Annotated in this window: 9 protein-coding genes and 1 riboswitch; of the genes, 5 read left to right on the top strand and 4 right to left on the bottom strand. The window is 64.1% G+C overall.

Annotated elements, in window-relative coordinates:
* Positions 1–41 precede the first annotated feature (41 nt).
* Positions 42–2228 carry a prolyl oligopeptidase family serine peptidase gene (locus FAZ95_RS38545; protein ID WP_137337512.1) on the top strand — a complete coding sequence of 729 codons (2187 nt, stop codon included), beginning with the start codon at positions 42–44 and terminating at the stop codon, positions 2226–2228.
* A 24-nt stretch (positions 2229–2252) separates the two neighbouring features.
* Here the strand turns inward: FAZ95_RS38545 and FAZ95_RS40465 are convergent, their stop codons facing one another.
* Both FAZ95_RS40465 and FAZ95_RS38530 read right to left on the bottom strand, forming a co-directional pair.
* Complete coding sequence (locus FAZ95_RS40465; protein ID WP_254700235.1) at positions 2253–4817, bottom strand: hypothetical protein; 2565 nt, start codon at positions 4815–4817, stop codon at positions 2253–2255.
* A 661-nt stretch (positions 4818–5478) separates the two neighbouring features.
* Entirely contained in the window at positions 5479–5823 is a 345-nt protein-coding gene (locus FAZ95_RS38530) for a hypothetical protein (RefSeq protein WP_137337510.1), read from the bottom strand.
* A gap of 44 nt (positions 5824–5867) precedes the next feature.
* Positions 5868–5975: riboswitch (SAM-I-IV-variant riboswitch) on the bottom strand.
* A 177-nt stretch (positions 5976–6152) separates the two neighbouring features.
* Here FAZ95_RS38530 and FAZ95_RS38525 point away from each other — a divergent pair.
* Complete coding sequence (locus FAZ95_RS38525; RefSeq protein ID WP_137337509.1) at positions 6153–6953, top strand: NAD-binding protein; 801 nt, start codon at positions 6153–6155, stop codon at positions 6951–6953.
* 158 nt (positions 6954–7111) lie between these two features.
* Here FAZ95_RS38525 and FAZ95_RS38520 read toward each other — a convergent pair whose 3' ends face one another.
* Positions 7112–7396 (bottom strand): hypothetical protein, encoded by a 285-nt coding sequence (locus tag FAZ95_RS38520; protein ID WP_137337508.1) that lies wholly within the window; start codon positions 7394–7396, stop codon positions 7112–7114.
* Between the two features lie 175 nt (positions 7397–7571).
* On the opposite strand from FAZ95_RS38520, the gene FAZ95_RS38515 reads away from it, so the two are divergent.
* The gene (locus FAZ95_RS38515) at positions 7572–8609 is read left to right on the top strand and encodes an AraC family transcriptional regulator (RefSeq protein ID WP_137337507.1); all 1038 of its coding nucleotides are present in this window, start codon (positions 7572–7574) and stop codon (positions 8607–8609) included.
* Here the strand turns inward: FAZ95_RS38515 and FAZ95_RS38510 are convergent.
* A complete protein-coding gene (locus tag FAZ95_RS38510; protein ID WP_137337506.1) occupies positions 8606–9919 on the bottom strand; it encodes an MFS transporter in 1314 nt (437 codons plus the stop codon). The two genes, FAZ95_RS38515 and FAZ95_RS38510, sit on opposite strands and share 4 nt — an antisense overlap.
* Positions 9920–10264: 345 nt before the next feature.
* Here FAZ95_RS38510 and FAZ95_RS38505 point away from each other — a divergent pair, with 345 nt between their 5' ends.
* Positions 10265–10726: a (2Fe-2S)-binding protein gene (locus FAZ95_RS38505; RefSeq protein WP_137337505.1), complete on the top strand. Its 462-nt coding sequence runs from the start codon at positions 10265–10267 to the stop codon at positions 10724–10726.
* 3 nt (positions 10727–10729) lie between these two features.
* A complete protein-coding gene (locus FAZ95_RS38500; protein ID WP_137337504.1) occupies positions 10730–12943 on the top strand; it encodes a xanthine dehydrogenase family protein molybdopterin-binding subunit in 2214 nt (737 codons plus the stop codon).
* Positions 12944–13005 lie beyond the last annotated feature (62 nt).

Here is a 13005-nt window from a genome sequence, read left to right as displayed (position 1 = left end):
GCGCGACATCCGTCTCGCGCATTGTTACTTTGAGAGCCCGAATGAAACCAACAAAGCCTCTACTCGCCGTAACGCTCGCTTCCTCGCTGTTTGCCGTCTCCGGCGCATCATGGTCCGCCGATGGCCCCCCAGTCGCCCCCATCCGTCCGGTCACCGAGACCTACTACGGCACGCCGGTCGTCGACGACTACCGCTACATGGAAAATCTGAAAGACCCGGAAGTCCAGCACTGGATGAAAGGGCAAGCCGACTACACCCGCAAGGTGCTCGACAGCATTCCGGGGCGCGCCGTCATGGCCCAGCGCATCCAGAGTCTGATGGGCAATGACGTGCGGCGCGACAACTTCACGCGTCGCGGCGACCGGCTCTTCTACGACCTGTTCGAGCCCGGTGCCAGCGTGCCGAAGCTCGCGTATCGCGACGGCATCAACGGCGAAGAACAGGTGCTCGTCGATCCGGCGAAGCTGTCTTCGGATAGTGCTCACCACTTCGCGCTCGACTGGTACTCGCCCTCGTGGGACGGCCGCTATGTGGCCTATGGCATTTCCGAAGGCGGCTCGGAGAAGAGCGTGCTGCACGTGATGGATCTGAAGACCGGCAAGGCGCTTGCGGAGTCGATCGACCGCACGAGCGATTGCGTCGTGTCGTGGCGCAACGACAACCAGTCGTTCTTCTACCTGCGCTATCCGAAAGCCGGCCCCGACACGCCGCCCGCGTTGAGCGAGTACAACGCCGCGACGTTCCTGCATGTGCTCGGCCAGCACCCCGAAGGCGACGGCGACGACGCGGTCTTCGGCAAAGGCGTTTCGAAGGATGTCGACGTGCCGGAAGGTCAGGCGACCTATGTGCTGCTGTCGCCGGATTCGCCGTATGCCGTTGCGGTCGCGAACCGCAACATGGACGACAACCCGAACACGTTCTACGTCGCGCCGCTCGACAAGATCCATGGCGCCAAGACGCCGTGGAAGAAGATCGCGACGCCCGAAGACGGCGTGACCGACGCGCAGTTGCGCGGCGACCGTCTTTACGTGCTGACGGAAAAAGGCGCACCGCGCTTTCAGATTCTGTCGGTGCCGCTTAAGCATCCGGATCTCGGGCTTGCCGATACGATCGTGCCGCAGGGCGCGAACGTGATCGACGCGTTCGAGCTCGCAAGCGACGCCATCTATGTCGCCGAACGTGCCGGCGCGAGCTTCCAGCTTCAGCGCGTGTCGTTCGACGGCAAGGAGAGCAAGTCGATCGGTCTTCCGTTTGACGGCACCCTCCGCGGCCTGGCTACCGATGCGCATGCGCCCGGCGTCATGTTCGGGCTTCAAGGCTGGGTCAAGGCGCCTCGCGAGATCGCATATCAGCCGGGCGCGGCTGCCGCCGCCGACACCGGTCTCGTTCCGCCTTCGAAGACGGAATCCGACGCCTACGAAGCGCACGACGAGTTCGCCACGAGCTACGACGGCACGCGTGTTCCCGTGTCGATCATCGCGAAGAAGGGCGTGACGCGCGACGGCACGCACCCGACGATCGTGCTGGGCTACGGCAGCTATGGCCTGTCGCTGGACCCGGCGTACCGGCCCGAGTGGCAAGCGTGGCTCGAGCAAGGCGGCATCATCGCGGTCTCGCACATGCGCGGCGGCGGGGAATACGGCGATGCGTGGCATCGCGCGGGACAGAAGCTCACGAAGATCAACACGATGCTCGACTTCATCGCTTCCGCGCGCCACATGATCGGGCAGCGCTACACGCAGTCGAAGTATCTGGCGGCCAATGGCCGAAGCGCGGGCGGTATCGTGATGGGGGGTGCGCTGACGATCGATCCGGGGCTGTTCCGCGTCGTGCTCGACGACGTCGGGGTGTCGGATGCGTTGCGCTTCGAGACGGAACCGAACGGCCCGCCGAATGTGCCCGAGATGGGTTCGACTTCAACCGAATCCGGCTTTCACGGCCTGTATGCGATGAGCGCCTATGCGCACATCCATGACGGCACGCCTTATCCTGCGGTGCTGTTTACGACGGGAGCCAACGATCCGCGGGTGTCGCCGTGGCACATGATGAAGATGGCCGCTCGCGTGCAAGAGGCCACGAGCAGCGGCCGTCCGGTGCTGTTGCGCGTCGACTACGACGCCGGTCACGGCATGGGGTCGAGCACGGCGCAACGTGCGAATCAGCTGGCCGACTCGTGGTCGTTCGCGTTGTGGCAGATGGGGGTGGCAGGGTTTCAGCCGCGGCCGTGATGGCCGCGGCGTTTCCCTCAACCGTTATTGCCCGGTGTAGCCGACCGGCACGGTGACGTTGGCCTTGATCACGCTCGGGTTCGAAGACACGACGTAGATCGGGGCCTCGGTCAGCGTCAGGTTCACCACGCCGTTCGTGTAAGGCACGGTGCTCGCGTTGCCCATCATGTCGAGCACCGTCACGTTGCCGCTCGCGCCGCTCGCATCGACGGTCAGCGAGTAGTTCGTGCTGTACGTCTGGCTATAGCTGCCCGCCGACGTCGGCCACTGCGCGTTGTTGTGCGTCCACAAGGCGGTGATGACCGTGTTGCCCGAGAGCTGCTGGAACGCATAGCCATACACCATCGACGGCAAGCCGTTCAGGCGGCCGAGCGTTTGCGTGCCGTCGACAATGCGCGTCATCGCGGCGAACGCCATCGCTTCCGGCTTCGGGCTCAGGTTCGTTGCGCCGTAGTTGCCTTGCGCATCGACGATGTCGAAGAACGAACCGTAGCCGACTTCACCCGGGTAGTCCGGACCGTAGAAGAAGTACGTCACCTGCGCACCTTCGCCGAGGACAATCAGATTCGCACGCGCGGCAACGGCGGCCTGTGCGTAGAGCTGGTTGGCCGACGGGGAGTTCGGGCCGTAGTTCACGTTCGAGTCGTAGCTGATGCCGAGCTCGGTCGACCAGAGCTTCATGTTCGGCTTGATCGTCTGCATCTCCGAGCGCAGCTGCTGCATCTGCTTGTCGAGCGCGTTGGCGACGTTCGCCGGGTTCGGGTCCGTGTCGTACAGCTCGGGCGGATGTGCCGGGTACGTGCCGGCGTTGTAGTAGCCGTGCGTCGTGACGCCGTCGATGTAGTTGCCCAAGCCCAGTGCGGCGTAGGTTTGCAGATAGCCGCTCGAGCACTGCGTCTGGCAGTTGGCCGGGAACGGGTTGGTCGGGCCCATGACGACAGCGTTCGGGTCAGTCGAGTGCAAGCCGGCGTAGACCGCCGCATACATCGCGACGAAGTTCGCTTGCGAATCCACCCACTGCGGCTCCCACGTCACCTGGTAGTAGTTCTTCGACTGGGTCGGGAAGTAAGCCTTGCGGTCCGCTTCCGTATCCGTGCCGACGCGCGCCATGTAGCTCTGGTAGTAGCTCAGATTCGTCGGCGCGTTGGTGTCGTCCTGGTAGGCGCCGGTGGGGCTGGCCCACCCCGGAATGCCGTCGAGGCGCACGAGACGCATGACCTTGCCGCTCGTGTACTGCGAGTTGAGGCTCGAGAGCGACGGCGTCCACGTGTTCGGGCCGTTCGGCTCCATGGTGGAGAGCTCGCGGTCGTCGATCGTTTGCGAAATGTTGAGGTCAGCCAGGGCAGCGGCATTGCTGTTGAAGCCCTGCATGCCGAAGCGGTGCTGATCCTGGTGCGCGTACGTGACGGCCGGGATGGCGCTCGAGACGTTGGGAATGATGCCGAACGTGCTGATGCCCGACGGACGCGTGCCGGCTTCCGGCAAGGTGCCGCCCGCGTTGGCGAGCGTCGCCGTCACGGCGAAGTAGCCGCCGAGCGAGGACTTGCACGAGAGCGTGTTCGTCTGCGCGCCGCTCGCGACCGGGAACGTGCCGCTGCCCTTGATGTTGCCGAGGGCATCCTGAACGGACCAGGTGACGGTATCGGACGACGGCGCGTTGGTGACGAACTGCATCGGGAACGTGGCGCCCGCAGCGAACAGACGCGTGCCGTCCGAGCTCGGCGTATCGGCGGTGATCACGCCGTTGGTGCTGCCGCCGGAGGCCGTGGTGGGCGCGGCGCAGCTGATGGCGCCGCTCGACGACGTGCTCGTGGAGCTGCCCGTAGTCGACGACGAGCCGGTGCCCGTGCTCGTACCGCTGCCGGAGGTCGAACCCGTAGTCGTGCCGGTGCTTGAGCCCGTCTTCGAGCCGGAAGTCGAGCCGGAAGTCGAGCCGGAAGTCGAGCCGGAGGTCGAGCCGGAGGTCGAGCCGGTGCTGGTGCCCGACGTCGAACCGGAGCCCGTGGAGGCGGTGCTGCTCGACGACGGAATCCAGCAGCTCTTGGTCGTGCCGTAGGCGGGATCGCCGCCGAACGCCGCGTTCGTGCAGGCCACGCCGTTCGTGAAGCTCTTGGTCACGTTGTTGGCCGTCGTGCTGGCGCCGAACAGAACGTTCACCGTTCCCGTGAACGAGCAGTAGCCGTTTTCAGACGCGCATTTGGTCCACGAGGTCGTCGCCGGCGTGGAGGTGCCGGTGCTCGTGCTTGTGCTCGTGCCGGAGGTCGAGCTGGAGCTCGACCCGCTCGACGTGCCGCTGGCGTACCAGCAGCTCTTTTGATAGCCGTAGGCCGGGTCCGTTTGGGAAACGACGCCGTTCGTGCAGCTCACGCCGTTCGTGAACGGTCCGTTGACGTCATACGACGTGCTGGTGCCGAAGACGACTTTTGCGCTGCCGCTGAACGAACAGAACTGGTTCTCTTGCGCGCAAAGCGTATAGGTGACCCCGCTGACGACCAGCGTGCTTTGAGCGTGGGCGCTGGTGGTCCAGAGCGCCGCGAGGCTCAAAATCAACCCGAACAGAAGTTCGGTAAAACGGACTTTAGTATTCATTCGCCAAATTGAATTGGCGGATAGACGAAGATGGATGGCTTCTCGATTCGACACGACGTGACCCTTTTTGCGTGGTTGAGTCTGAGGATTTAGGCACGTCGCATGCTAATGGAAATCTAATTCTCAACAAAGGAAATTAATCCTCAAAAAATCGCGTGACGCGAATGAGGATCGGTGTTATTGACCGGGTCGCTCCGGAAATAAATGCTTTAATGGAGCCCGAATAACGGGCCAATATCCCTGAAGGCCGCGATATTTAGCAGACATTTGCCTGCCCTAAACGAGGCTAATCCGCGTCAAAATTGGCTTGGAGATTGCGACCCTCTTTAAAAATACCGTTTCGAAATACTATCCAATTCCGCCATTAGTATTGATTTGCCAATTCGGCAATGATAATTGGCGTGATTATCCTAATTGGATTTCGACGATTTTTAAAAAAGGTGCGGGAGTATAGCAGGTAGGATTTGCGCGGCTTGATTTTTGCGGCGTGTTTTGAATTCGACCCGAATATCATTATTATTTCATTTTGAAAGATTTCTAGTTTGCCAATTGATTCAAAATCATAACATCGGCCGACAAAATGCTTTCACTCGGTGCGCTCACATTGCGCAAGCACACCGAGCGAGCGGGCGAATCAATAACTCGCCCTCATCGAGTCCACTCAAGCGGCGCCGTTTAAGCCGGGCCTACGCACAAAGCAATGCTCTACACGGATGCGCAATACGCCATCGAGAATCAAGAGCTGCTCGCGCAGCGCCTTGGCCCGCCGCTCGCCGATCCCGTCCAGAACGATCTTCTGATCCAGGACGTCACCGCTTCGCAGCACCACGAAATCGCTGACGGACGCTTCCTGCTCGCTGAGATACGCTTTGACGCGTGCGACGACGTCCCGGCTTGCAACGGAGACGAGATGGATGATGTGGGTCAGCTGAAAACCCGGCAGACATTGCGACCAGTTCTCGACTGGGTCCGCTGCCGCGGGTTGTGAGGAGGTGGCTTGACGCATAGAAGCTCCGGAAAGTGATGGTGTTCGAACCGGTGCTAGCTATGCCGCTCCCGCTTCGTTGCCGACAATCGGCCGCATCGCCCTAGCTAGGGCTTCCACCTTGCCCGGGAAGGCAGGTTGGCGTCGGACTCGTCCGACTCTGGATGCAGAACGCATCATAACAAATAAATGCTATCGGCTCAGCCGAGCGGCCGTTCCATGGGCATGGCGCTCATGACAAGCCCATCGGCGGTGTGCAATGATGCCTCGTCAGGCCGCGCTGCCGTTGTTGCGACGCACCCGAAGCCTTGGGTTCGCTCTTGTTCCTGGTTCGACCGTACGAGGAGCCAATGTGGATCTTTCGCGTTAACGAGCCGCGCCTTGGCGCCATCCGGGTGCGCGCGTGGACGCACCGCGCGCGCCGCACTGTCGGCTTGCTGTTCTTGATACTGGGCGGCGCGACCGTTGGGCTTGTCCTGCTCGATCAATCGAATGCGTCGTTCGGGACCAAACTCTTCTCGGCCCTGTGGAACGGCGCGAATCTCATCACGACGCTCGGCGCTTTTTCTGAACTCGACGAGCCTCAGAAGCTGTTCATGCTGCTCGCGATGTTCGCCACGATGGTGGTCGGCGGGTACGCAGTGTCGAGGCTCACGGGCATGCTGTCCGGCGACGACGTGATGTTCTACAAGGAGAACAGGATGATGGAACGCAGGCTCGCGGAGCTCTCCAACCATGTCGTGGTCGTCGGCTTCCACTCGCTCGGCGCGCTGGTCGCCGAGCGTCTGCGCGAAGCGGGCGAGACGGTGCTCGTGGTCGTCGGCGATCAGGCTCAGGCGGACAGGGCCGCGGATCGCGGACACATGGTCGTGCTCGGATTGCCCGGAGTGTTCGACGACGTGCTCAGGCAGGCGCGGCTGGACAGCGCCAAGTCGCTTGTCGTGACGACCCCCGACTCCAACAATAATCTCGCCGTCACCCTGCTCTCGCACACGCTCAACGGCTCGCTCGCGATCTCGGTGCCGGGGGAGAACGGGTTGCGAAAGACCTTGCTGGAAAGCGCCGGCGCAACCAACGTGGTGATCATGGACGAGCTCGTCGCGGATGCGCTGGTCGGCAAGCTCGCGGCGCGCGCCGACGCCGCGAAATGAAGCCTGTTCCGCTCGTCCGCTCAATCGAGCGAATAGAAAAAAGGCCGAAGATTGCGTGAATCTTCGGCCCATAAGTTGTGGTTTTTTTAACTAGCCGGCCCATCTTCGCATGCGCGGCGCCGCGCGCAATTCAAGCCGTGCCATTTCTACCGCTTCTCTCAGGCTGCTGTGCCCTCGCGTGCTTTGATCAGCGCGTGTCGCTCGAGCAGGTCGAGCATCGTGATCACGCGGCATCGCTGAGTGGTCACGAGATCGTGGGTTTTGACGAGCGCTCGAATGCGCTTTTCCCAGTAATCGGCATCGAACCGGTTCGCCGCGGTGGCGGCGTCGGTGCGCGTGACGATTTGGACCATGCGCTCGAAGTGGTCGAGCTGGGTGTCCGCCAGCTTCGCCGGCAGCAGTTCCCCGGTCTTGGCCGTGGGTTGGTCGCTGGTGACAGTCATAGGAGCCCCCGCATCCCGTGTAAAGGCTTCTAGAGCCTTAACCCCGCCCACAATATCGTAGTTTTCTTGCTACGCTTGACCGTGCGTCTCACTTCTCGACGCCGGCAGCCTTACCATTTGGGTTGCCGCTGCCGCCAGCGGCGGCACCGTATTTCTTCCCTCGTCGAAAGGCACCATGACCGAGCGTTCGATGCCGAACGGAACCACGCGCGACGCCGCACTTCGTGACGGCGTCGTGACGCACACTTTCAGCACCCGCGCGCTCACCGCTACCGAACAATTGCTGGCTTGGCGCGCTCGCGTGGGGCACGTGGTGGACGTGCCGCCATCGAAGCAGCAGCTCTCCGAGGGGTTCAACGGACACATCGACTTTTATGGCGTCGGCGGACTGACTTTTACCGATTGCAGCACCGACGCGATGGTCCTGGAGCGCTCGGTCGCGCGCGTTTCCACCGATGCGAATCGGAATATCGCCTTCCATATGTTCCTGGAAGGGGGAGTCGGCAGCGTCACGGGCATGCACAAGAAGCGGAGTGCCGCCGACCCGCAGCACGGCATCGTCGCGCTGGACTTGAACCAGCCGTTCAAGGTCGAACGGGGCGCATGCCGTGTGTTGACGCTGTTCGTGCCGAGGCAGGTCGTGGCAGAGGGGTTGCCGGACGTCGATTCGATTCATGGCCGGGTCGTCCCGCAGGAGTCGCCGCTTGCGCGTCTGATTCTCGATCACGCGGCCGGGATCGTCAGCGGCATTTCCAAGCTTGACTCCGGCGGCGCAGCCGACGCATTGAACACCGGCGCCGATCTTCTGATCGCCGCGTTCCGGCACGACACGAGCTTGAAGGGCGCTGACCGCGCATCGCTTCAAGCCGCGATCATTGGGCAAGTTAGGCGCTACGTTGAGGCCAGTTTGCACCGGGGCGATCTGACGCCGGCGAGCGTCGTCGATGCGCTGCAGTTGAAACGCTCGACGATCTATCGCTGGTTCGAGCACGAGGGCGGACTCGGCGCGTATATCCGCAATTGCAGGCTAAGGGCGGCTGCGGACGAACTGGTGCGTTACCCGCATCTGCCCGTGACGGAAATCGCTTACGGGCTCGGCTTTAACAGCACATCGGATTTTTCCCGTGCGTTTCGCCGCGCCTTCGAGATGAGCCCGCAGGAAATGCGCGCACGTGCGCTGGTGCTTCAGCACGGCGCGGTAGCGGGGGCTTAGTCGGACTCCGGCGCGCGCGGAGGATGAGAGCCCATCGATCCGCGGGACTCGGGAAAGCGATGCAAGCCAACGAGCGTGATGACGGTCGCCGCCATCAGATACCACGCGGGAATCATCGGGTTGCGCGTCAGCTCGATGAGCCATGTCACGAGGAACGGCGAGAATCCGCCGAAGATCACCACGCCGAGCGCGTAGATCACGGCGACGCCGGCCGCACGCTGATGCTTCGGAAGCGCTTCGAGCATCATCGTTGAGCTCGGGCCGGCGTTGTTCACCGCTACCGCCACATAGGCCGTGATGATGACGAGCGCGGCGATGTCGCTGACGCCGTGGGTCAGCGCCCAGAACATGGGGTAGGCGGCGGCCAGCGAGGCCACAAGCGCCACGTATTGCAGCGTCTTGCGGCTCGCGTGCCGGTCGGCGGCACGGCCGAAGAGCGGCGTTACCAGCAGGATCACGAGACCCGACAGGCACGCGGTCAGCATGCTGAACGCGGCAGGCCGGTGCAACGTGCGCACCAGATAGGCCGGCATGTAGAACACGGTCAGATAGATGCTCACCGATGACGCGGCCATGTTCAGGATGCCGTAGACGAGCGTGCGCGGATGCTCAGCCAGCAAGCGCGCGGGCGAGGGTCCGCGCGGCTGCCGGTCCTGGCTCGGCGCCGGCATGCGGCGCCGCAGGTACCAGCCGACCGGGCCGATCAGGCCGCCCAGCACGAACGGAATGCGCCATCCCCACGCTTCTATCGCCGCAGGCGAGAGCAGCGCGGCGGTCAATGCACCCACTAGCGCCGCCGCGAACGCTGCCGCGCCTTGGCTCGCACCGCGCCAGCTCACCATGAAACAGCGGCGCTCGTAGGGCACAGACTCCATCAACGTCGCCGACGCCGGCCCGATCTCGCCCCCCGCCGCGAGCCCTTGCATCAATCGCGCGGCGACCATGAGCACGGTGGCCGCGGCGCCGATCGACGCAGCCGTCGGCAGGCACGCGATGGTCCACGTGCCGATCGTCATCAATAGCAAGGAAACGGTCATGCCGGCTTTGCGGCCGCGCGTGTCGGCGATATGGCCGATCAGGACCGCGCCGAGCGGCCGCATCACGAAGCCCGCGCCGAAGGTGGCGAGCGAGAGCAGAACGGATGACGCGGGGCTGCTCGATGGAAAGTACAGCTTGCCGATCAGGAGCGCGGAGAAACTGTAGACGGTGAAGTCGTAGGCGACAAAGCCGTTGCCGATCACGATCGCAACGATGAAGCGCGTGAAATCGGCTCGGGGCGGAACGGCTAACTTGTCGGCTACGTTGTGCATGAGTGAGGGGGCACTGAATAGAACCTTTCGTCTCCATCTTTACGGACGGCGAACGGAAATCTTGATGCCGCGTTGCTGCAAAACGCACCGCTCATTCATGGGGCAGGCGCTCAACAGGATTGGGCAAGAAATTCAGAGAATCGAACAAACACAATCTTGCGCGATCGCTGCACACTCCAGCAGTTCGTCTCCGGCCTGGCCCGGGCGCGGCATGCCGCGCCGGAAAGCCGTTGACGCCCCCCACGTGATCGCCTCCGCTTGCGGCCCGCCGATCGATGAGACTCAGCACCGGTCGACCCTGCGCCTTGCAAACGAGCGCATCGAGAACACTCCACGGAGCCGTCGATGTCCATCTCCTTCACTCTCAACGGCAAGCCCACCACGCTGGATGCCGATCCCAACATGCCCTTGCTGTGGGCGATCCGCGAAGTCGCGGGGCTGCACGGCACGAAGTTCGGCTGCGGCATGGCGCAATGCGGCGCGTGCACGGTCCATCTCGAAGGGCAGGCCACGCGCTCGTGCGTGCTGCCGCTCGCGGCCGTCGCCGGCCGGCACGTGACCACGATCGAAGGCTTGGAGAGCAAGCCCGCGAAGGCCGTGCAGGCGGCGTGGGTCAAGCTCCAGGTGCCGCAATGCGGCTACTGCCAATCCGGGCAGATCATGTCGGCCTCGGCGCTCCTGGAACAAAACCACGCGCCCACCGATGCCGACATCGACGCCGCGATGAGCGGCAACATCTGCCGCTGCGCGACCTACACGCGCATTCGCGCGGCCATCCACAGCGCCGCCGACTCGATCAAGGGATAAGCCATGACGACCGATACGACCGATATCGTTGATGACGTCGCGCGCCCGGCGCGGCGCACGTTTCTGAAGGGCGCGGGCACGGTGGCTGCCGTGGCGCTCACCATCGGCTTCGAATGGGCCGGCCCGGCGCGGCGCGCGTTCGCGGCGGCTCCGGCCCATTCGGGCGGCACCTTCGCGCCCAACGCGTTCCTGCGCATCGGCGCCGACGACAGCGTGACCGTGATTGCGAAGCACGTCGAATTGGGCCAGGGCGCTTACACGGGCATCGCCACGATCGTCGCGGAAGAGCTCGACGCCGATTGGACGCAGGTGCGCGTCGAGAGCGCGCCGGCCGATGCAAAGCGCTACGCGAATCTCGCATTCGGCACGATACAGGGCACGGGCGGCAGCTCGGCCATGGCGAATTCGTGGATGCAGCTTCGCCAAGCCGGTGCGAAAGCGCGCGCGATGCTCATCTCGGCGGCGGCCGCGAAATGGAAGGTGCCGGCCGCTCGGCTGCGTACCGAACGCGGCAGCGTCGTCGACCCGGCGAGCGGCCGCCGCGCGACCTACGGTTCGCTGGTCTCCGCCGCGGCCAAGCTGCCCGTGCCGGATACCGTCACGCTCAAAGACCCCAAGGATTTCAAGCTGATCGGCGCGAAGATCCCGCGCGTGGACGCGGCGGCGAAGTCGAACGGCACGGCCCAGTTCACGATCGACGTTACGTTCCCCGGCATGGTCGTGGCGCTCATGCAGCGTCCGCCGCTGTTCGGCGCGACGGTGAAGTCGTTCGATGCGACCGCGGCCAAGGCGGTGCCCGGCGTGGTGGATGTCGTGCAGGTGCCGCGCGGCGTGGCTGTCGTCGGCAAGAGCTTCTGGGCCGCGAAGCAGGGACGCGACGCGCTCAAGGTCGAGTGGGACGACACGAACGCCGAAAAGCGCAGCTCGGCGGACATCATGGCTTCGTACCGCCAGCTCGTCGACCAGCCGGGCAATCCGGCGCGCGTTGCAGGCGACGCGTCGCAAGCGATCCAGGGCGCCGCCAAGAAAATTTCCGCCACCTACGAGTTTCCGTACCTCGCGCACGCGCCGATGGAGCCGCTCGATGCGGTCGTGAAGCTCACGGCCGATAGCTGCGAGATCTGGGCCGGCGACCAGTTCCAGACCGTCGACCAAGCCAACGCCGCGCGCACGGCGGGCCTGCCGCCCGAGAAGGTGAGCATCCACACGCTCTACGCGGGCGGCAGCTTCGGGCGGCGCGCGAACACCGAGTCGGACTACATCGTCGAAGCGGTGTCGATCGCCAAGGCGCTCGGCGCGAACGGCACGCCGGTCAAGCTGCAATGGACGCGCGAGGACGACATCCACGGCGGCCGCTATCGCCCGATGTATTTCCACAAGCTCGAAGCAGGCCTCGACGCCAACGGTCAGTTGATCGGCTGGCATCACCACATCGTCGGGCAGTCCATCCTCGGAGGTACACCGTTCGCGGCCGTGATGGTCAAGGACGGCATCGATTCGACTTCCGTCGAGGGCGCCGCGAACATCGCCTACGCGATTCCGAACGTCAACGTCGAATTGACGACGACGCAATCGGCGGTGCCGGTGCTGTGGTGGCGGGTTGTCGGCAGCTCGCATACCGCGTTTGCCGTCGAAGCGTTCATGGACGAAGCGGCGCACGCGGCCGGGCAGGACCCCTACACGTTCCGGCGGAACCTGCTCGAGCACGAGCCGCGCATGAAGGCGGTGCTCGACCTGGCGGCCCAGCGCGCAGGGTGGAGCAGCACGCCGCTGCCTGCGGGCAAGGGCCGCGGCATCGCGGTCGCCGAGGCGTTCAACACCTACGTCGCGCAGGTCGCCGAGGTGACCGTCGACAAGGACGGCAAGGTCAAGGTCGATCGCGTGGTCTGCGCGGTGGACTGCGGCACGCCGATCAACCCCGACATCATCGCGGCGCAGATGGAAGGCGGCATCGGCTTCGGCCTCGGCGCGATGCTCTACGGCGCCATCACGCTCAAGGACGGTCGCGTCGAGCAGAACAACTTCGACGGCTACCAAGTGCTGCGCATGGATGCCATGCCGAAGGTCGAGGTGGTGATCGTGCCGTCAGGCGAAGCGCCTACCGGCGTGGGCGAGCCGGGTGTGGCGCCGGTCGGGCCCGCCGTGGCGAATGCGATTTTCGCGGCCACGGGCAAGCGCATTCATGCGCTGCCGTACGTGGGGAAAAGCGAGGCTTGAGCGCGTGAGTCGAGACGTGTGAAGCGGACGTGTGACGCGTACGTCCAGAGCGCAGTGACGCT

The organism is Trinickia violacea (genome assembly GCF_005280735.1).
In the GTDB taxonomy this organism is placed as follows: domain Bacteria; phylum Pseudomonadota; class Gammaproteobacteria; order Burkholderiales; family Burkholderiaceae; genus Trinickia_A; species Trinickia_A violacea.
This window is presented reverse-complemented; position numbering and strand designations above follow the sequence as displayed.

Bases quoted from the DNA above. Each gene is read 5' to 3' on its own strand.
- FAZ95_RS38545 (WP_137337512.1), top strand. From the start codon at position 42: ATGAAACCAACAAAGCCTCTACTCGCCGTAACGCTCGCTTCCTCGCTG.
- FAZ95_RS40465 (WP_254700235.1), bottom strand. From the start codon at position 4,817: ATGAATACTAAAGTCCGTTTTACCGAACTTCTGTTCGGGTTGATTTTG.
- FAZ95_RS38530 (WP_137337510.1), bottom strand. From the start codon at position 5,823: ATGCGTCAAGCCACCTCCTCACAACCCGCGGCAGCGGACCCAGTCGAG.
- FAZ95_RS38525 (WP_137337509.1), top strand. From the start codon at position 6,153: ATGTGGATCTTTCGCGTTAACGAGCCGCGCCTTGGCGCCATCCGGGTG.
- FAZ95_RS38520 (WP_137337508.1), bottom strand. From the start codon at position 7,396: ATGACTGTCACCAGCGACCAACCCACGGCCAAGACCGGGGAACTGCTG.
- FAZ95_RS38515 (WP_137337507.1), top strand. From the start codon at position 7,572: ATGACCGAGCGTTCGATGCCGAACGGAACCACGCGCGACGCCGCACTT.
- FAZ95_RS38510 (WP_137337506.1), bottom strand. From the start codon at position 9,919: ATGCACAACGTAGCCGACAAGTTAGCCGTTCCGCCCCGAGCCGATTTC.
- FAZ95_RS38505 (WP_137337505.1), top strand. From the start codon at position 10,265: ATGTCCATCTCCTTCACTCTCAACGGCAAGCCCACCACGCTGGATGCC.
- FAZ95_RS38500 (WP_137337504.1), top strand. From the start codon at position 10,730: ATGACGACCGATACGACCGATATCGTTGATGACGTCGCGCGCCCGGCG.